Source organism: Allobosea sp. 01N443, from assembly GCF_056399325.1.
In genome coordinates, this window is record NZ_JBFTRC010000049.1 from 12,328 (window position 1) to 31,155 (window position 18,828).

The 18,828-nt window shown below is 67.4% G+C and carries 16 protein-coding genes; 9 read left to right on the forward strand and 7 right to left on the reverse strand.

Annotation, left to right across the window (positions count from 1 at the left end):
* Nucleotides 1–10 precede the first annotated feature (10 nt).
* The 3 genes from AC1DRP_RS14690 to AC1DRP_RS14700 form a co-directional block, all read right to left on the reverse strand.
* Entirely contained in the window at nt 11–2,818 is a 2,808-nt protein-coding gene (locus tag AC1DRP_RS14690) for a hypothetical protein (RefSeq protein WP_476768830.1), read from the reverse strand.
* A 609-nt stretch (nt 2,819–3,427) separates the two neighbouring features.
* Entirely contained in the window at nt 3,428–3,820 is a 393-nt protein-coding gene (locus tag AC1DRP_RS14695; protein WP_476768831.1) for a hypothetical protein, read from the reverse strand.
* A gap of 204 nt (nt 3,821–4,024) precedes the next feature.
* Nucleotides 4,025–5,209 (reverse strand): MalY/PatB family protein, encoded by a 1,185-nt coding sequence (locus AC1DRP_RS14700; RefSeq protein WP_476768832.1) that lies wholly within the window; start codon nt 5,207–5,209, stop codon nt 4,025–4,027.
* A 595-nt stretch (nt 5,210–5,804) separates the two neighbouring features.
* Here AC1DRP_RS14700 and AC1DRP_RS14705 point away from each other — a divergent pair.
* The 3 genes from AC1DRP_RS14705 (at nt 5,805) to AC1DRP_RS14715 (ending at nt 11,971) form a co-directional block, all read left to right on the forward strand.
* A complete protein-coding gene (locus AC1DRP_RS14705; RefSeq protein ID WP_476768833.1) occupies nt 5,805–9,806 on the forward strand; it encodes an autotransporter outer membrane beta-barrel domain-containing protein in 4,002 nt (1,333 codons plus the stop codon).
* Nucleotides 9,807–9,911: 105 nt separating this feature from the next.
* The gene (locus AC1DRP_RS14710; protein WP_441507589.1) at nt 9,912–10,985 is read left to right on the forward strand and encodes an NAD(P)-dependent alcohol dehydrogenase; all 1,074 of its coding nucleotides are present in this window, start codon (nt 9,912–9,914) and stop codon (nt 10,983–10,985) included.
* A gap of 185 nt (nt 10,986–11,170) precedes the next feature.
* Nucleotides 11,171–11,971 (forward strand): class I SAM-dependent methyltransferase, encoded by an 801-nt coding sequence (locus AC1DRP_RS14715; protein WP_476768834.1) that lies wholly within the window; start codon nt 11,171–11,173, stop codon nt 11,969–11,971.
* A 154-nt stretch (nt 11,972–12,125) separates the two neighbouring features.
* On the opposite strand, the gene AC1DRP_RS14720 is transcribed toward AC1DRP_RS14715, so the two are convergent.
* From AC1DRP_RS14720 to AC1DRP_RS14730, 3 genes are all read right to left on the reverse strand, one after another.
* The gene (locus tag AC1DRP_RS14720; RefSeq protein ID WP_476768835.1) at nt 12,126–12,398 is read right to left on the reverse strand and encodes a hypothetical protein; all 273 of its coding nucleotides are present in this window, start codon (nt 12,396–12,398) and stop codon (nt 12,126–12,128) included.
* Nucleotides 12,395–12,595 (reverse strand): hypothetical protein, encoded by a 201-nt coding sequence (locus tag AC1DRP_RS14725; RefSeq protein WP_441507591.1) that lies wholly within the window; start codon nt 12,593–12,595, stop codon nt 12,395–12,397. Before AC1DRP_RS14725 ends, AC1DRP_RS14720 begins: the two co-directional genes overlap by 4 nt.
* A gap of 174 nt (nt 12,596–12,769) precedes the next feature.
* Nucleotides 12,770–13,417 carry a lysozyme gene (locus tag AC1DRP_RS14730; RefSeq protein ID WP_441507592.1) on the reverse strand — a complete coding sequence of 216 codons (648 nt, stop codon included), beginning with the start codon at nt 13,415–13,417 and terminating at the stop codon, nt 12,770–12,772.
* 236 nt (nt 13,418–13,653) lie between these two features.
* Between AC1DRP_RS14730 and AC1DRP_RS14735 the strand changes: the two genes are divergently transcribed.
* The 6 genes from AC1DRP_RS14735 (at nt 13,654) to chrA (ending at nt 17,860) form a co-directional block, all read left to right on the forward strand.
* Nucleotides 13,654–13,902, forward strand: a complete 249-nt coding sequence (locus tag AC1DRP_RS14735; protein WP_476768836.1) for a hypothetical protein — start codon at nt 13,654–13,656, stop codon at nt 13,900–13,902.
* Nucleotides 13,903–14,015: 113 nt separating this feature from the next.
* Nucleotides 14,016–14,714 carry a DJ-1/PfpI family protein gene (locus AC1DRP_RS14740; protein ID WP_441507593.1) on the forward strand — a complete coding sequence of 233 codons (699 nt, stop codon included), beginning with the start codon at nt 14,016–14,018 and terminating at the stop codon, nt 14,712–14,714.
* Between the two features lie 51 nt (nt 14,715–14,765).
* Entirely contained in the window at nt 14,766–15,206 is a 441-nt protein-coding gene (locus AC1DRP_RS14745; protein ID WP_441507594.1) for a hypothetical protein, read from the forward strand.
* 133 nt (nt 15,207–15,339) lie between these two features.
* Nucleotides 15,340–15,837 carry an N-acetyltransferase family protein gene (locus tag AC1DRP_RS14750; RefSeq protein ID WP_476768837.1) on the forward strand — a complete coding sequence of 166 codons (498 nt, stop codon included), beginning with the start codon at nt 15,340–15,342 and terminating at the stop codon, nt 15,835–15,837.
* A gap of 187 nt (nt 15,838–16,024) precedes the next feature.
* A complete protein-coding gene (locus tag AC1DRP_RS14755) occupies nt 16,025–16,309 on the forward strand; it encodes a hypothetical protein (RefSeq protein ID WP_441507596.1) in 285 nt (94 codons plus the stop codon).
* Nucleotides 16,310–16,582: 273 nt separating this feature from the next.
* Nucleotides 16,583–17,860 (forward strand): chromate efflux transporter, encoded by a 1,278-nt coding sequence (chrA, locus tag AC1DRP_RS14760; RefSeq protein ID WP_441507597.1) that lies wholly within the window; start codon nt 16,583–16,585, stop codon nt 17,858–17,860.
* A gap of 737 nt (nt 17,861–18,597) precedes the next feature.
* Here the strand turns inward: chrA and AC1DRP_RS14765 are convergent.
* On the reverse strand, nt 18,598–18,828 hold a 231-nt coding region (locus tag AC1DRP_RS14765), incomplete at its 5' end, for a cytochrome P460 family protein (protein ID WP_476768838.1).

Genomic DNA, 18,828 nt, shown 5'->3' on the forward strand with positions numbered 1-18,828 from the left:
CCCGGGCGTTTTACTGACGCAAGCCGTTCAAGCGCTCCTTCGCCTCCGGGATGCCGCCGGCCTGCGCCTTCGCATAAAGCTCGCGCGCCCTCGCCGCCTCGCCCCGTGTGCCATAGGTCCGCCAGGTCGAGAGGATGGCGGGGTCATAGGTTTCCGCGAGCATGAAGAACGCCCGGGCGCTGCCGGTTTCCGCGGCGCGCTCGAGCACGATCCGCGCCGAGGCGATATCGCCCTGCCCGATCAGGACGCTGGCGCGCGCAATCAGCCGCGTCGCCTCTGCCTCGCTGGCGACCGGCGGTGACTGCGGCGGCGCTGGCGGTGCAACGGGCTCGGCCAACGCGGCCGGCCTGGTGACCTGGTTCGCGGCCTGGCTGGAGGCCTGACTGGCCGGCGCAGGCTGGGGCGTGGCGCGCGCCACCGCCGTGCGCCGCGCCGCCTCGAGTTCCCGCGCCAGCGCAGCCGCCCTGCCGCGCTCGTCCTGCAGAGCCTGGCGCAGTTCCGCCGCGGCGCTCTCCGCCGCCTGCCTGAGCTTTCCCGCCTCCTCGCCCGCCTTGCGCAGGTCCGAGACCTGCACCCCGGCGTCGCGCCGCGCCTTCGCCAATTCGTCCGCGAGTGCGGCGCCGCGGGCGCGCTCCTCCTCGAGCACCTGGCGCTGTTGCGCCGCGCTCGTGGCCTGGGCCTCGCGCGCTGCTGCAATCTCCCGCGCCAGCCCGGCGGCTTTCTCCTGCTCCTGCCTGAGCGCGTCTGCGGTCTTCGCCAGTTCCCCCTGCTTCAGCTGCGTCGTATCCTCGCTGGCCTTGCGCAACGCTGCAGCTTGCGTCCCCGCTTCACGCTGCACCTTCGCCAGCTCGGCGGCGAGCGCAACGCTATGGGCGCGCTCATCGTTAAGCGCCTGACGCTGCTGCGCCGTGCTCGCGGCCAATGTCTCGCGCGCCGCCGTGACCTGAAGCGCGAGCGCTGCCGCCCTTTCGTGCTCCTGCCTCAGCGCGTCCGCAGTCTTGGAGGCGTCTGCCGTCCTGGCGGCCTCCGCCTGCCTGAGCCCTGCGGCCTCCTCGTTCGCCTTGCGCAGTTCCGCCAGCTGCAATCCGGCTTCGCGTTGCTCCTTCGCCAGTTCGCCGGCGAGTGCCGCGCTGCGGGAGCGCTCCTCCTCGAGCGCCTGGCGCTGCTGCGCCGTGCCCGTCGCCAGCGCCTCGCGCGCGGCTGAAACCTCGGCGGCAAGGGCCGCCGCCTGCCCGCGCTCCTGCCCCTGCGCATCCGCATTGGTTTCGGACTGTGCCTGCCTGAGCCCTGCGGCATCCGCATTCGCCTTGCTCAGCTGCGCCGCCTGCGTTTCGATTTCGCGCTGCGCCTTCGCCAGAGCGCCGGCGAGCGCGGCGCTGCGGGCGCGTTCCTCGTCGAGCGCCTGGCGCTGCTGCGCCGTGCCGGCAGAAAGCTCCTGCCGCGCCGCCGCCACCTGCTGTACGAGAGCGRCGGCCTGCTCACGCTCCTGCTTCAACGCGTCCGCAGCCTTGGCGGCGTCTGCGGTCCCGGCGACCTCTGCCTGCCTGAGCCTCGCCGCCTCGTCGCTCGCCTTGCTCAGCTCTGCGATCTGCAGCTGCCTCTCGCGCTGCGCCTTCGCCAATTCGCCCGCGAGCGCCGCGCTGCGGGCGCGCTCCTCGTCGAGCGCCTGGCGCTGCTGCGTCGTGCCGGCCGTGAACTCCAGCCGCACCGAGGCAACCTCACCTGCGAGCGCGGCCGCCCGCTCGCGCTCCAGCTTCAGCTGCTCGGCCTCTTCGCCCGCCTTGCGCAGTTGTGCCGCCTGCATCTCCAGATCGCGCTGCGCCGACGCCAGCTGGTCGGCCAAGGCGCTGCTGCGGGCATGTTCCGCCTCGAGCGCCTGACGCTGCTGCTCGGTGTCCGCGCTCAGTGCCTCCCGCGCTGCGGCAACCTCGCGCGCCAGCGCAGCCGCCTGCTCGCGCTCCTGTCCAAGCGAGGCCGCGGCCCTTGCGACCTCCGCCTGCTTCAGTTGCGCGGCGTCTTCGCCGGCCTTGCGCATGTGTTCGGCCTGCATCCCGGCGTCGCGCTGCGCCTTCGCCAGTTCGCCAGCCAGTGCGGCGCTGCGGGCCCGTTCGCCTTCGAGGGCCTGGCGATATTGCGCAGTGCTGTCAGTGAGTTCCTGCCGCGCAGCAGCGACCTGTTGCGTCAGATTTGCAGCCTGTTCGCGCTCCCGTCGGAGCGCTTCCGCGGATTTCGCGGCCTGGGCCCGCAATTGCAGCACGTCCAGCTGTTCGAGGGTGCGCCCGGCCTCGACCGGATCTTCCACCCGGGTTTCGGGCGGCCGGGAATTCGGGGATTTCTGCGCATCGGGCGCCGGCGCCGTGGTCAGCTGCCGGATGTCCGCCGGCGCGTTGGCCCGGCTGGATTCGCCCGTTCGCGGCGCTGGAGGCGGGCTCTTCGCGTTCCGGTCCGGCGACGGGGCGCGCATCGCGACCTGCGGCCCGGCCTTGCCGCCATCGTCGCGCTGAACCAGGCCGCCGATCCAATAGAAAAACAGCAGCGCCGCAGCGACGAGCGCGGCGGCGGCGATCGGCAGATAGAGGCGTCGCCTCGAGCGGCGCTCCGTGGCGCGATCATCCGGTCCTTCGCCCTCGAGAAGGAAGTAATTGTCATGAGCCAATGGGTGCCAATGCGTCGGCGTGATCGTGATCGGCTCATCGTTCTTGCCGATCCACTGGCCTGTCGCCGCCATCCAGTGAGCAACGTCATAGATGCCACTCGAATCATCCTCGAGGATGACGAATGTCCCGTCCTTCGGTGCGGTTTCGATCTCGTTGCGCATTTAATAGACGCCTGTTCAGGCGGTCTTAGCGGACCATTACGTCTCCACTTCACCTGCAAGGGAACGCCAATCCACCCCGGCAGGTTGCGCAAAGGTTACACATTATTGTGGAGCTAGGCCACAACGTCCCGGCACTGGGGGAAATCCGACAGTATCCGCACGTATTGCGCGTAAAAAACTCTTCCGCGCTTGCGCATCATCAGGGCCGCATAACCGAGCGCGGCCGTCGCGATGCGCCCCCGCCGGAGCGGACGCTGCAGCACGTCCCAGCCATGGCGCGGGCCGCGGGGCGGGATCGGACGGAGGGGCCAGCATCCCGGAGCCTGCCCTTTCCCGCAGGGGCAGCAGCGCCTGATTGCAGCGCGGGGCGAGCCCGCGCCACGATTTCGGTCAGCGACTGGGTGGCACGGAGATCGGCGCCCTCGCCCTCAGCTCATCGGACCGTCCCGAAAACCGTAATCCAGTTTTCGGGACGATGAGCTAAGCATCTGTGTTTGCATCGGCTTGCCCGAAAACCGCAATCCAGTTTTCGTGCCGATGAGCTAAGCATCTGTGTTTGCATCGGCTTGGCCCGAAAACCGCAATCCAGTTTTCGGGCCGATGCTTGGCTCAGAACATGAAGCCCGGGCCGCCCCAGGGCCCGAAATCGAAGGCATCCTGCGCCATCGCCGCCGTCATCTGGCGTTCGTCGGCCAGCTTCTTGGCGAACACCATCTGCCGGAACTGGGCATAGGCCGTCTGGTCGCCGAAATAGACGCATTGGCAGACGATCGGGTCGGCATAGACATAGACCATCTGGTTGTTCTTGACCTGCTGGACGAACTTGTTGGGCGGGAACTTGCGCAAGGTCGCCAGGCGTTCCGGCGTATTGGCGGGCTGGGGAACGAAGCCCGCCGCCGACAGCATGTCTTCCTTGTTCTGAACGGCGTCAGTGGTCGACTGGCACYMGGCCAGCGCCAGGCCGATGGACACCACCAGCCCCGCCAAAGAACATTGCTTCATCGATTATTCCTCCGCCCCGGAATGGGAATGCGCGCCCGGACGTTCCCCAACGCGAGGCGGACCATGGACCGGACGTTGCGGCTTTCAAAGCGCGACTGGCGCAACCCCACCGGCCCGGCCCGCAGGACGACCAGCGCGGCTGCGCCGCGATGACCGGCCGGGACATCGCGACGTCATTCATCGGGAGGCGGTGGAAGGCCGCTCCTACTGCATGTCGGCGAAGGCATCCTTCAGGCGCGAGACGGCCTCGGCGACATTGGCGCGCTGCGTCGCCAGGTTGAAGCGCAGGAAATTGTCGCCGCCGGAGCCGAAGGTCGCGCCATGGCTGGCTGCGATCTTCGCCTGTTTCTCGACCCTTGCGATGAACTCCTTTGACTCCATGCCGGTGCCGGAGAAATCGACCCAGGCGAGATAGGTCGCCTCCAGCGGCATCGAGCGCAGGCCGGGAATGCTGTCGATGCCCTCGTCGAAGAGCCGGCGATTGCCGTCGAGATAGGCGACGAGCTCGTCGACCCAGGCCGCGCCCTCGGGGCTGTAGGCGGCGGTCGCCATCGCCATGCCAAACGAGTTCGGCGAGATGCCGAGCGCGTTCATCCGCGCCCGGAACGGAGCCCGCAGCGCCTCATCGGGGATGATGACATTGCCGGAATGGCAGCCGGCGATGTTGAAGGTCTTGGTCGTCGCGGTCATCATCACCAGGCGGTCGATGATCTCGGGCGCCGCCACGGGCATCGCGATGTGCTTGTGGCCGGGCATGACGAGATCATGGTGGATCTCGTCGGAGACCAGGATCAGGTCGTGACGCACGCAGAACTGTGCGATCTCGCGCAGCTCGTCGCGGGTCCAGACCCGCCCGCCGGGATTATGCGGCGAGCAGAGCAGCAGCATGCGCTCGTTGCCGGTCATCTGCGCATCCCAGCCGGCGATATCGAGGAGGTAGCGACCGCCCCCGTTCACGAGCTTGCATTCGACGACCTGCCGCCCCGCCGCCTTAATGATGCGGGCGAAGGCGTGGTAGACCGGGGTCATCACGATGACGCCCTCGCCCGGCTTGGTATAGGCATCGACGCAGAGCGCCGTGCCGTTCACCAGCCCATGCGTGGTGAAGATCGCCTTCTCATCGACTTCCCAGCCATGGCGCGCCTTCATCCACCAGCGGATGGCGTCGTTGCTCGCCCGCTCATCGCCGAAATAGCCGTAGATGCCGTGCGCCGCCATGGCCTCGACCGCAGCTTGCACGCAGGCCGGCGGCYGGAAATCCATGTCGGCCACCCACATGGCCAGCCCACCGGAGGGCGAAACCCCGTAATGGGTCTCCATCGTGTCCCATTTCGCGCAATGCGTGCCGCGGCGGTCGATCCACTGGTCGAATGTCTGAGCGATGGTCATCAGGGTCCTCAGGTGAAGGGCCGTTTCGGAGAGGCCGTCTTGGGGAGAAGCAATGCCGCGTCGGAGGCTCGCGCGCCAGCAGAACACACGCAATCCATGCCAGCGCGGCGCGCGTACGTGCTGCGGCAAAGATCCCGGAAGCGGCCCGGCTTCGACATCTTGGAAGTGGAGCGCTTCAGCCAGTATCGGCAGATTTGCGTGAAGTCATCGGGTAAATTTTGAGCGCTTTGCTTGTAATTTTTCAGACACGATCGTCATCGAATTCAGAAACTTAGCCACAGAACCTCGACAGGAACATCGAATCGGGCGAAATATGACGCGGTGGCGCCAAGCAGCGCCTGACGTCTGTATTCACGGTCCCTGGCGGAGGGTGTGGATGGCGACGACGACTGCGATGGCCTCCTGCCGCGAGGCGGCAGCATCTTTTCCTTTTGATACCGCGTCTCGGGACGCAAAGCGGCATTGCGGCATGGCTGCGGGCCTTCACGGCCTTCTCCAGGCCCGAACCGATTCGACCACTGATCTGAGTCCTGCCGCGCCCGAAACCGGGCGCCATGAGGCGGCCGTCGAACGGCCGCGGTGACGGGAGGGGGCGATGGCGGCACGCAAAGCGAGGCTTTCCCAATCCTGGCCCTGGGGCGCGCGCCTGCTCCTCGGTAGCTGCGGGCTGCCCTTGCTCGGGGCTGGCGCGGCCCAGGCACAAGCCTGCCCGCCTGGGCCGGTCGCGGTGAACGGCACGAGTTGTGTCGTGCCATTGGGCTCGACGATCACGGTGATTTCGGCCGCGACGCCAGGACTGCGGGCGACAAATCCCGGTGGGCAGATCAGTGCAAACAGCGTGACGATCAATCTCGGACCGGGTGCGGCCCCGAGAAACTATATCGGCGCCGAAGCCGTCGATGGCGGCGTGATCAACTTCGATGGCAGCACCCTGGCGACCGTACAGGCCGCCACCGGCCAGCGCGGGCTCGTCTCATCCGGCGCGGGAAGCCATATCTCTGCGAACGGCGCGAACATAACGCTCGGCACCGGGGCGGTCGCGGTCACCGACAATCTCGCGATCCTTGCCAGCGGCGGCGGAACTGTCTTTGCGCTCGCCGCCAATGTTGCAACGCTTGGCGGAGGCAACGGCAGTTCCAACCACGCGGTGGTTGCCACAGGCACCGGCAGCCGGATCGACCTCGTCGGCGGCACCGTCAGCACGGCCTCCCGGGGCTCGTTCGGCGTGCTCGCGCAAGGCGGCGGCACGATAGTCCTGGCCGACACGACCCAGGTCACCACCAGCGGCGCTCAGATCGTTGCCGGAAACATCGGCAGTCATGCCCTGCTCTCCACCGGCGCGGGGAGCACGATCATCGGGACCGGTATTACGCTGTCCACGACCGGCGCATTTGCGAGCGCCGCCCGGGCCGAGATCGGCGGCTCGATTTCGCTCGCCGGCAGCACGCTCACCACGAGCGGCACCTCCAGCGCAGACACTGATCCCGCGTCAGCCATACGCGTACTCTCCGGAGGCTCGGCCCAGGTGGTGAACAGCACGATCACCACGACAGGCCAGCGCGGCACCGGCATCTCGGTCGAGGGCGCGGGATCGCAGGCCACCGTCTCCGGCACGACCGTCACGGCGGCAGGAACCCGCGCCAACGCGGTTTTCCTCTTCACCGGCGGCACCGGCAGTTTCAGCAACAGTTCGCTGAGTTCCGCCGGCCCGAACGCCGTGCTGGTCCAGGATGCCGGCTCTGCCATCACGCTGACCAACACGCAGATCCAGGGCACGGGCGGCGCCGCCGTGATCAGCTACGGGCTGCGGGTGATCAATGGCGCGACCGCGACCATGACCGGCGGCTCCTCCTCGACGAACGGACGCGACAGCCCCGGCATCACGGCGGCCGGGGGCGGCACGGTGACGGCAACCAATGTCGCCGTCCGGACCTCGGGCAACGACAATGCCATGGGTGTGATCGCCGATCTCAACGGCTCGATCACCCTGAATGGCGGCAGCGTCGAGACGACCGGCGGCGAGGTCAGGGCAGGCGCGCGCCCACACGGCCTCGTCGGCCGCAACCCGGGCGGCGTGCTGACCGCGACGGGGACCAGCGTGACGACATCGGGCTTCATTGCCATGGGCGTCGTCGCCGATGACGGCGGCACGGTGACGATTTCCAACAACAGGATCACCACCAGCGGCGTCAGCGGCATCGGCCTGTTCTCGGTCACCGAGCAGACCGGGGCGGAATTCGTCGCGAACCTGACCGCAAGCAACCTTGTCCTGGAGACCTCCGGCAACCTGGCACATGGCGTCACCGCGCAGTCGCGCAACGATATCTCCGCGCCGAAGGCGACCGCCACCGTGAACGATGCCGCGATCACCACCAGAGGCAACAACGCGGTCGGGCTGCGCGCCGTGCTCGGCGATTACGGCACGCGCCCGATCACCGGGCGTGGCGAAGCGGCGGTGATCGCCAACCGCACGACCGTGCTCACGGTCGGCGAAAGCTCGCATGGCACGCTCTCGCGCGACAATCCGACCTCGGTGACGATGAACCAGACCTCGGTGCTGGCGACGGGCGCGACCGCGCATGGCTCCGTCGCCGAAGCCGGCGGCCTGATCATCGGCAACCAGGCGAGTGTGACGGCGACGGGCGCGCAATCGGCGGCGCTCTTCGTCATCGGTGCGCCGGGAGCCGTCTCGAACGCGCAGTTCACCGACAGCACGCTGACGAATGTCAGCGGTCCGACGATCGGTGTTGCCGGCAACGGCAATGTCAGCCTGACCGGCTCGACCGCGGGTGGCAGCGGCGAGTGGCTGCGCGTCGGCAGCAGCCTCGCGTTCCCGCCGCTGACCCAGCTCCCTCCGCTCGGCGGCGTTCCCGACCTGCCGGATCCTGATCCCGACCTGCCGCTTCCCGGCGCCCTGCCCGGGTTGCCGCCGCCGACCGCGCTCCCGGTGGTGCCTGGCCTCGCCAACGTCACGGTGACGCGCTCGACCGTCACCGGCTCGGCCTTCACCGCGCCCGGCAGCGTCTCGAACGTGACCCTGGTCGACAGCACCTGGATCATGACCGGCAATTCGAACCTGACCAATCTCGTCAATGACCCGAGCCTGATCCAGTACACCCCGCCCGGCGGCGACCCGACCCTGCTTGCAAGCTACAAGACGCTGACGGTGGTGAACTATCTCGGCGAAGGCGGCCAGCTCGGCCTGAACACCTTCCTCGGCAATGACAGCGCCCCCTCCGACCGACTGATCATCGATGGCGGCCGCGCCACGGGCTCATCGCCGCTGCTGATCGCCAACACGACCGGCGCCGGCGACCTGACGCGCAGCAACGGCATCCTGGTCGTCGACGCGATCAATGGCGGCACGACCGCAACTGGCGCCTTCACGCTGGGGCGGCCCGTCGTCGCCGGCCCCTATGAATACCTGCTCTTCCGCAGCAGCGTCGATGCCTCGGGTCCCGACAACTGGTACCTGCGCTCGCATCTCAATCCGGGACCGGATGATCCGGTCCCCAACTTCCGGCRGGAGACCTCGCTCTACGCCGCCCTGCCCGCGATGCAGCTGATCTATGGCCGCACACTGATCGACAGCCTGCATGAGCGCGTCGGCGAATTGCGCCCGCTGGAGGCGCCTGCAGTGACCGAAGAGCGCACGATCTGGTGCAAGAACCCCGAGAAGAATTTCCGCTGCACGACCGTGGTGCAGTTGCCGGCGAGCGCCACGGCGCCCGGCCGCTCCTATGCCTCATCAGGCTGGGCCAGGATCATCGGCCAGCACAGCAACCATGATGGCGGGCCAGGCGGCATCTTTCGCAATGGCCCGAGTTACGATTACGACCTCTACGCCTTCCAGGCCGGGCTCGACCTCTATCGCAGCGTCAGCGCCGACGGCAGCAGAGACCATGCCGGCATCTATGGYGCGATCGGCCGGATCGAGGGCGACGTCACGCATTTCAACGGCATCAAAGCCGGGACCAATAGCAGCGACGCCTATTCGCTCGGCGCCTACTGGACGCATTTCGGGCCCTCGGGCTGGTATCTCGACGGCGTCCTCCAGGGCACCTGGTATGATGCCAAGGCCGATTCCAAACGCGGCTTCGTGCTCAACCGCGACACGTTCGGCTTCGCCGCCTCGCTCGAGGGCGGCTATCCCCTCCAGCTCGGCAACGGCTTCATCCTCGAACCGCAGGCGCAGCTGGTCTACCAGACGGTGGCAGGCGGCTCGGCTTTGGACACCGCGGCGCTGGTGCGCTTCTCCGATGCGGAGTCGCTGGCCGGGCGCATCGGCGCGCGTCTCGCGAAAAGCTGGACGCTTGAGGAGGCGACGCCCGGCGCCAGGCCGCGCCTGATGACCGCCTGGCTGAAAGCCAGCCTGTGGAACGAGTTTTTGGGCAATCCCAAAACCTCGTTCTCCTCGGCGACCGGCTTCATTCCCTTCCGCTCCGACCTCGGCGGCGCCTGGGCCGAGCTGAAGGCCGGCATCGACGCGCAGCTCACCCGCAACACCGCGCTCTACGCCACCGCCGGCTACTCGATCGGTTTCGACGGGCGCTCGCACGCCTATGACGGCCGGCTCGGGATCAAGGTGAGCTGGTAAAGGTTATCTCCGGGGCTTTGGCCGGAAAGGCCGACGGCAGAGCGAGCATCGTCGCCGGTCCGACCACGTCCCCTCTGTCCTGCGGATGATGGAAGGAGCCAAGCCATGGCCAAGATGAAGGCTGCCGTGTTCGTTGGGAAGAACCGGATCGTCCTCGAGGACAAGGCGATTCCCGATGTAGGGCCGACCGACGCGCTCGTCAGGATCACGACTACGACGATCTGCGGCACCGATATCCACATTCTGAAGGGCGAGTATCCGGTCGAGAAGGGCCTGATCGTCGGTCATGAACCGGTCGGCGTCATCGAGAAGCTCGGATCGGGCGTCGAGGGCTATTCCGAGGGGCAGCGCGTGATCGCCGGCGCCATCACCCCGAGCGGACACAGCTATGCATGCCTCTGCGGTTGCGGCTCGCAGGATGGGCCGGGAACGCGCCACGGCTTCAAGGCCGCGGGCGGCTGGAAATTCGGCAACACCATCGATGGCTGTCAGGCGGAATACCTGCTCGTCAGGGACGCCATCGCCAATCTCGCGCCTGTCCCCGACGAATTGACCGACGAGCAGGTCCTGATGTGCCCCGACATCATGTCGACGGGTTTCTCGGGGGCGGAGCGCGGCGGCGTCAGGATCGGCGATACCGTGGCCGTCTTCGCGCTCGGCCCGATCGGCCTGTGCGCTGTCGCCGGCGCCAGGCTGATGGGCGCGAGCACGATCATCGGCGTCGACACCGTTGCGGCCCGCTTAGCGGTCGCGCGAGCGCTCGGCGCCGATCACGTGGTCGACTTCAAGGTGGGCGACCCGGTCGAGCAGATCATGACACTGACGGACGGACGTGGCGTCGACGTCGCGATCGAGGCGCTCGGCACGCAGCAGACCTTCGAGGCCGCGATGCGCGTCCTGCGACCGGGCGGGACGCTGTCGAGCCTCGGCGTCTATTCCGGCGACCTCGCCATCCCGCTCGATGCCTTCGCGGCGGGCCTCGGCGATCTCAGCATCGTCTCGACGCTCTGCCCGGGCGGGAAGGAGCGGATGCGCCGCCTGATGAGCGTCGTCGCCTCGGGGCGTGTCGATCTCAAGCCGCTCGTGACCCATCGCTTCACGCTCGACGAGATCGAAACCGCCTACGAGCTCTTCGGCCACCAGCGCGACGGCGTGCTGAAGGTGGCGATCACGCCGTGAGCGCCGGCGCGGGGGCGTTGGCGCAGGTCCAGGGGCATACCCACACGGAGCTTGCGTGGCGGGAGGCCGATCCAATCCTCCTCCTCCGCACGAAACCGGGGGGCCCTCGCCCCGTAGCGGCCGTTGCCGGCGCTGCCTATGCTCGCGCCGGACACGCAGATCGCGCGAGGGATCGGGAACGCCGCATGACAGCGATCATCACGGACAATGCCGAGCAATACCGCGATAACCGCAAGCTTGCGGCGCGGGCCCGGCTCCACAGCCAGTACAGCATCTCCGAGACGGGCTGGTTTCCATGGGTGGCCGGGCAATTGCCGCTGCGCCCCGGCGACCATGTCCTCGATATCGGCTGCGGCCCGGGCTGGTTCTGGGCCGGTGCGGTGGACGCGCTGCCGCAACCGATCAACCTGACGCTCGCCGATCTGTCGCCCGGCATGGTCCAAGAGGCGGTCGGGCGCTGCCAGGCCCTGTCGCTCGGATCGGTCCGCGGCGAGGCAGCCGACGCGACAGCGCTGCCCTTCGCGGACGCATCGTTCGATGCCGTCATCGCCATGCATATGCTCTATCATCTGCCCGACCCCGCCGCGGCCATCGCCGAGATGGAGCGTGTTCTGAAGCCCGGCGGCTGTCTCGCGGTCACGACCAACGATATCGGCAATCTGCGGGCGCTCTACGAACTCACCACGGTCTTCGGCAGCGACCCGGTCGATCCGTCCGGGGCAAGTTTCGGCTTTGAGACCGCCGAAGACTTGCTGCGCGCGCGCTTTGGCAATGTGAGCTTTGCCCGGCAGCCGGCGCAGCTGCGGATCACCGAGCCGGACGACGTCTTCCTGGCGCTCACCTCCTATCCACCGGGAGACAGGGCGACAGAGGCCGAGCTCGGCCGGTTTCGCGACGCGATCGAGGCCGCCTTCGCACGGGGGAACGGCGTGCTCGAAGCCGAGAAGCAGATCGGGCTGTTCGTCGCCCGGAAGGCGCAGGGATAGGCGAGCGTCTCTCGGCGGAGCGTAGTCTGCTTCGCCCCCTGCCCTTGCAGGCGCTGCCGGCGGACCTGGATTGACGCGCCAAAAGCAAAAATGCGCCCGCCGGCCCCATGACGGGACCGGCGGGCGAAATGAATGGGGCTGATGGCTGTTGCGCCTATCGCGGTGGCGGGCGCACGCCTTCGAGGATCTGGCGGATCACGCGGATATCGCCCTCGATCGTCGACAGGCGGTTATTCGCCGCCTGCTCCGCGCTCTCGCGCTTGGCGAGCTGCGCCTCGACGATGGCGATTCGCATGTCGTGGACATCGTCCTTGGCCCGCAACTGGCCATAGGACAGGCTGACTGTGACGATGACCGCGACCAGCGAGACGACCGTCATCCCGATCGAGAGGATGTTGCCGAGGCCGAGATCGAGACKGGGTTTCACGGCGTCCATCCGCATTGCCTTTCGCCATGCTCGTTATGCTTCACGACATCCGCCTTCTCGCGATCGCTCATCGCCGCCGCGGCCTGGGCAGAGGGGCGGAACGGGCGGGCGGTGTCGCAGAAATCACCGGCCATCCCGGCGCAGCCAGCGATGAAGGCGCTGATCGAGAGCAGCAGGGCCAAGACTGTCGATCTCATCGTCACGCTTCCCTTTGTCAGTGATGGCTTTTCGGCGAGCGCGCTCCTGCTCGGCCTGAAGGGTTGCTTTCCCCTCGCGCCGGCCCTTCGCGTAGGCTCCGACCAGGATTGCGAGCAGCGCGCCGAGCGCGGCGATGGCCCCGGCAAAGCGGCTCCAGAGTGCGGAAAGCACGCTCACGCCGCCGCCTCCTGTTGCGCGCGATGCCAGCGCCAGAGCAGGAAGGCGCCCCCGCACACGAAGGCGAGCGCAAGCACGAGCTGCGCCGGCCCGCTGGTGAAGGCCTGGAGCAGGCCAGAGAGCGGCGTCGCGACCTTGATGGCATTGTCTACAGTCACGACCGGGGGTTTTGCGGGGCGCGCCGCAACCGTATTGCTGGAGACATGCGAGCCGCGCGCCCACAGGCCGGCCTCGGCCGAGCGCCGGTTGATCAGGCCGTCCAGCCTTCGCCCGCCGGCATGGACCCATTTCATCAGCTCGCCCGGCACGGCCGCGACTTGGCCGGCATTCAGCGTCTTCAGCAGCGTCGAGCGGGCGAGCGCCCCCTCGCCGACATTGAAGGCAAACGAGACGAGCGCCGCGAACTGCCCCTCGTTCAGCGGCACCTTGACCAGGCTCGCGACGGCGCGCTCGAACCGGGCGAGATCCTTGATCAGAAGCTGTTCCGCTTCCTGCTGCGTGATCTTCAGGCCCGGCCGGACATGGGCCCCCGTCGAGCCGTAGCCGATCGTCAGGACGCCTGCCACGTCCCGATAGGCGGTCAGCCGGCATCCTTCCCAGCGCTTGATCAGCGCCAGGCCTTCATCGCTGATGCGACGCGTCATGTCTGTGCTCCGTGCATGAAAAAGCCGCCCGGTCAGGGGCGGCGCGGTCATCGCGGCGGCCTCCGCATCATGCGAAGACCTGCCCGAAGCTTTGGGAACGGCGGGGGGCTGCCCTGCGGTTCAGAAATGGAAAGGCCGCCGGCCAAACGCGGCCAGGCGAAGCCGCTTCATCCACTCGGTCGTTGCGGCAGGTTCCTCAAAGTGTTCAGCTGATCGCTCACGAGGGAGACGGAGCGATGCACGAAGATGACGCTGACGTCCTGGCAGACCTGAGCAGCAGCCAGATCCTGATCGTCACAACCCTGATCGACCTGTTGATCGACAAGGGGCTTGTTCAACGCGGCGAGGTCGTGGCCCGCTACGACCAGCTCCTGGCGAATAGCAAGGGCAACGCGGCCAGCATCTCGGTGCTGCAGCCCATCGTCAGCGTGCTGAGCTATCTCGCCCATGACGACACGCGAGKGCTCTCGAAACCGTCCCATTGAGCACGGCACGCGAACCGCGGCAGTTCTGGTCTCCCGGTTTCGATGTCATCCCCCATGGCGGCCGTCGCGCTGCACGCTATAAGTGCGTCCGGCTTTCCAGCGGGGACTAAGAGATGCAGATTGGTTTGGTTCTCTTTCCAAAATTGACGCAGCTCGACCTGACAGGCCCGGCCGAGGTGTTTTTCCGCATGCCCGGGGCCAAGGTTCATCTGCTTTGGAAAACCCTGGAGCCGGTTACATCGGACCGTGGCCTGTCGATTCTGCCGACGATGCGCTTTGACGATTGCGCCGCCCTCGATCTGATTTGCGTGCCCGGCGGCCCCGGCCAGATCGAGCTGATGAGCGACGAAGAGACGCTCGGCTTTCTCAGGCGGATCGCAGCCGGCTGTCAGCTGGTGACCTCCGTCTGCACCGGTTCGCTGGTGCTCGGCGCGGCCGGCCTGCTCGAGGGCTACAGGGCGACCTCGCACTGGTCCTCGATCGACCAGCTTGCCTTGCTCGGCGCGATCCCGGTCGCGGAGCGTGTCGTGAAGGACCGCAACCGCATCACGGGCGCGGGCGTCACGTCGGGAATCGATTTTGCGCTCACCGTCGTCGCCGATCTCCTGGGAGAGGACATCGCCCGGGAGATCCAGCTGCAGATGGAATATGACCCAAAACCTCCCTTCGACGGCGGATCGCCGCGTTCGGCCTCAGCCGCCCTGGTCGAGGCGACGCGCCAGAAGATCGCGCCCTTCATCGACCGGCGGCGGCTTGCGACCGAACTCGCCGCCGCCCGCCTGCGCGAGCGAGCAGAGGGTTCGGTCCGCTGAAAGCGGCCAAGGTGCCTTGGGTGGAGCCATGTAAGGCGGGGCAGTCAGCTCATGGGCCCGTATGGGCTTGCGTCGCTTGGCTTTCTCACAAAGCTCTGGAATGATCCGCTGAAGATCGCCTCGTTTGCCCGAGCCTCGCCATTGTCCGCCTGCATTCCAAACGAGATCGCAACGCCTGCCTTCTACGCATTTGTGGCAGTTGCTGCGTCAATCAACCTATTTTTCGCCGCCCGCATCCTCGGGAATGCGCGATCCCGATCGCAAGACAGCACTCACTTCAGGGGCTCGCTATTCCTCGCCCTGGTTGGCGTTCATCGCGTGCAGCGTCGTCGCTGGACCGGGCCGACGCCGTCCCCGCAAGATCAAGCCTTGCTTCGGCACACTCGCCTGAAGCTGTTGGGGCTTTCATTCGTCACCGGTATCGTCGGTGTCGCCCTGCTGTTCCTGTTGAGCAGCCAGACATGCTGGTTTCAAAGCCTGAGATCGGTTTGAATCCGAGCTTCGGCTCAACGCCGCCCCGAGGGGCGGCCGCTCGTCAGTTCACACCCCTCCCCGCCCTTCCCTTTGGTCGCAGCTTACGGCTCTATTCTGCCCGAGACATGCGGGTATTGGGCTGAGGACTGAGATGAGTGTGGATATACGCTATGCCGCCGAGAGCGATCTCGCCGGCTGTCACCGCTGCCTTGATGACGTCGCCCGCGAGGGGCGCTGGCTCTCGCGCCTGAGCGCGCCGCCGATCGAGCGCTACGCGGATTTCATCGCCGGCCTGCGCGAGGCCAACGCCCCGCGGGTCGTGGCAGTCGATCGCGAGGTTGTCGGCTGGTGCGACATTATCCCGGATGCCTCCCCCGTTCGCGCCCATGTCGRCAAACTAGGGATGGGGCTGCTCGCCAGCCATCGCGGCTTAGGCCTCGGCCGGCGCCTGCTCACGCTCGCGCTCGACCGGGCGCGTCAGCGCGGGCTCGAGCGCATCGAACTCTCGGTCCTCCACGACAACAAGGCGGCGCGCGCCCTCTATGAACGGCTCGGCTTCCAGATCGAAGGACGGCGCCGGCGCGACTGGAAGCGCGATGGTGTCTACCGCGACAGCATCCTGATGGCGCTGGATCTCGGGGCGCCCTAGTGGCCGCTCCCTTGTGTTCCGTTGACGCCGCCTCATGAACTGACATCGAACCAGGCCCCGGCAAGCAACAGGCCCGGACAAGCTCGGACCGATTCCGCCCTGCGCCGACGCCCGCCGCTCTCATCTGCGCCGCTCGCCGGGGCGTCGCCCCCCTCATTCATTCCGCCGTTGCGGCACGTTCCTCAAAATGTTCAGCTGGTCGCTCAATGAGGGAGACGGAGCGACGCACGACGATGACGCTGACGTCCTGGCAGACCTGAGCAGCAGCCAGTTCCTGATTGTCACAACCCTCCTCGACCTGTTGATCGACAAGGGCCTTGTTCAACGCGGCGAGCTCGTGGCCCGCTACGACCAGCTCCTGGCGAACACCAAGGGCAACGCCGCCAGCATCTCGGTGCTTCAGCCCATCGTCAGCGTCCTGAGCTATCTCGCCCATGACGACACGCGCGGGAACGCGAAGCCGTCCCATTAAGCCGGCTCGCGCGAGCCGCCCTGGTCTCCCGGTCGGGAGCTGCGCGGGTCATCGRCGCCGCATCCGCAGCAAAGGCCTGCCGAAGCGGTGGGAACGCGTTGGCGCCGCGGTTCAGAAATTGAAAGACCAGCTCGGGGGCGGCTGCGCCGGCGCGCCCGATCTGCTCGCGGGCAAGGAACAGGGTCCGGGCTGTCGCGGATTTCCGGGACTGTGCTTTTTCCGGTCCAGGGGCTGCTCGCGGCTTCCGCCCGGACCTCTCGCGCGGTAGAGCGCATGGCGGGTCAGTCGTCAGTGGAATGCAGCGTGCAGAACAGCTCAGCGTCTCCGGCCCAACCGGGTGAGCCGAACGAGGCGACCCGGACCGCCGTTTCCGGCACGCCGGGCGAAGTGTTGCGGACCTTCCTCAAGCTCGGCCTGACCTCCTTTGGAGGCCCAGTCGCCCATCTCGGCTATTTCCGGGATGAGCTGGTGGTGAGGCGCAAATGGATCGATGAAACCGGCTATGCCGATCTCGTCGCCCTGTGCCAGTTCCTGCCGGGTCCGGCCTCCAGCCAGGTCGGTTATGCGCTCGGTCTGCTACGGGGCGGGCCGTTGGGTGGGCTCGCGGCCTGGTGCGCATTCACGCTGCCCTCCGCCCTGCTGCTGGTGCTCTTCGCCCTTGGTGCGACAGTCTTCAGCGGTCCCATCGGCTCAGGGTTGATCCATGGCCTGAAGCTCGTCGCCGTGGCCGTGGTGGCCCAGGCAGTCTGGGGCATGGCGCGCTCCCTCGCTCCGGACAAGCCGAGGGCCGGCATTGCGCTCGGGGCCGTCCTGGTCGTGGTCTTCTTTCCGGGCTCGCTCGGCCAGATCGCGGCCATCCTCGCGGGCGGCCTGACGGGCGTGTGGCTGTGTCGGGACGCCGCGACGATCCAGCCCGGCCATCTGACCTTTTCGGTATCGCGGCCAGTCGGCTTCGTGGCCTTGGCGCTGTTCTTCGTGCTGCTCGCAGGCCTGCCATTGGCGGCGACGGCCACGGGAGCGCACGGGGTGGCGCTCCTCGATGCCTTCTACCGCTCCGGCGCGCTCGTGTTCGGCGGCGGCCATGTCGTCCTTCCGCTGCTGGAAGTCGCCGTGGTGCAGCCTGGCTGGATCAGCCCTGGCGCTTTCCTCGCCGGGTATGGTGCGGCGCAGGCCGTGCCGGGGCCGCTGTTTACCTTCGCCGCATATCTGGGTGCGGCCATGACGCCGTTGCCCAACGGGCTCGCCGGTGCCGCGATCTGCCTTGCGGCCATCTTCCTTCCCGGACTGCTGCTGGTGACGGGTGCGCTGCCATTCTGGAACGCCTTCCGCACCCGGCCGCTCGCGCAGGCGGCCATGCGCGGCACCAATGCCGCGGTCGTCGGCATCCTGGCATCTGCGCTCTACAGCCCGGTTTGGACGAGCGCGATCCTGGACGCGCGCGACTTCGCTGTCGCCCTTGTCGGTTTCGCCCTCCTCACGATCTGGAAGGCCCCGCCCTGGATCGTCGTCCTGATGACAGCTGCGAGCGGGATCGGCCTGGCGCTGCTTTGAGCATGCGCTTTCKGCATCCCGGCCCAAACCTGTTTTCCACCCGCCGAGACTTCCTCGCCCCGGGTGCCTTGTGTCCCCATCCAAGTCCCGCCCGGTTCGGCAGGGGCGCGGTCATCCCGGCCGCATCCGCATCATGCGCACGTCTGCCCGAAGGGCCTGGATCTCAGGGCTGGCCAGCAACCGGGATTGCTCCCTGCCCTTGGGATAGACCGATCGGAGTTCGGCCCTCTAAGATTGGCAACTCAGTGCTGCCGAGGGCTCACCGTGCACGTCCAAGCCTCCCAATGGCGGTCTTCGTTCATCCTCACCGCCCTGGCTTTTATTGGGCTGTTCCTCATACTCGTGGGGGGCGCGGCCATTGTAGTTCCGGAGATGGGGCCTGCGTGGCGGCGCCTGGCGGCTCCGTTCGGCGGCGTCCTGGCATTCGGAAGCCAGTCCGTGTCGCTGCTGCGGGATATTCCCCTCCTGACGGCAAGGCGGAAGCGGACGCCGGGCTCACGGAGAAGCATGGGCGTGCTCCTTGCCGCCAGTGCAGCGGTAAGCGCCCTGAATGTCGTGTTCGGTTGGCTCCTGCTCTAGGCGGGCTGCATCGAACAACACGATGCCTGCGCGAGCGATTTCGTCGGCTGCCATCGCTGTCCTGGTGAGAGGGCCCGGGAGGCAGCCACGGCAGTCAAGTCCTGTTCCGTGCTCTTAGCCATCGCCGGGCCTGATCGGGTCCGTTCACCGTCCGCCCATCACCGCTTGCCGTACTCCGTGAAGACGTAATCCCGGGCCTTCACGCCCGTGTGGCAGGAGAATCCGCACTTGGCGTCGTTCCCCTGCGGCGGCTGGTCAGTCAGGGTGCCCGGTGTGAACGTGTTGGCCGCAGCGTCATGGTTGAACACGGCCCATCCCCATCCGCCGCTATCTGAAAACCTCGTGCTGTCCTTCACCATGAAGTCGACGTCATGGAGGGTGCCCGGTAC

What these genes read in the sequence shown, in the direction of transcription:
- chrA (WP_441507597.1), top strand. Translation starts at nt 16,583, where the DNA reads ATGGCGGGTCAGTCGTCAGTGGAATGCAGCGTGCAGAACAGCTCAGCG.
- AC1DRP_RS14740 (WP_441507593.1), top strand. Translation starts at nt 14,016, where the DNA reads ATGCAGATTGGTTTGGTTCTCTTTCCAAAATTGACGCAGCTCGACCTG.
- AC1DRP_RS14725 (WP_441507591.1), bottom strand. Translation starts at nt 12,595, where the DNA reads ATGAGATCGACAGTCTTGGCCCTGCTGCTCTCGATCAGCGCCTTCATC.
- AC1DRP_RS14715 (WP_476768834.1), top strand. Translation starts at nt 11,171, where the DNA reads ATGACAGCGATCATCACGGACAATGCCGAGCAATACCGCGATAACCGC.
- AC1DRP_RS14745 (WP_441507594.1), top strand. Translation starts at nt 14,766, where the DNA reads ATGGGCCCGTATGGGCTTGCGTCGCTTGGCTTTCTCACAAAGCTCTGG.
- AC1DRP_RS14710 (WP_441507589.1), top strand. Translation starts at nt 9,912, where the DNA reads ATGGCCAAGATGAAGGCTGCCGTGTTCGTTGGGAAGAACCGGATCGTC.
- AC1DRP_RS14730 (WP_441507592.1), bottom strand. Translation starts at nt 13,417, where the DNA reads ATGACGCGTCGCATCAGCGATGAAGGCCTGGCGCTGATCAAGCGCTGG.
- AC1DRP_RS14755 (WP_441507596.1), top strand. Translation starts at nt 16,025, where the DNA reads ATGTTCAGCTGGTCGCTCAATGAGGGAGACGGAGCGACGCACGACGAT.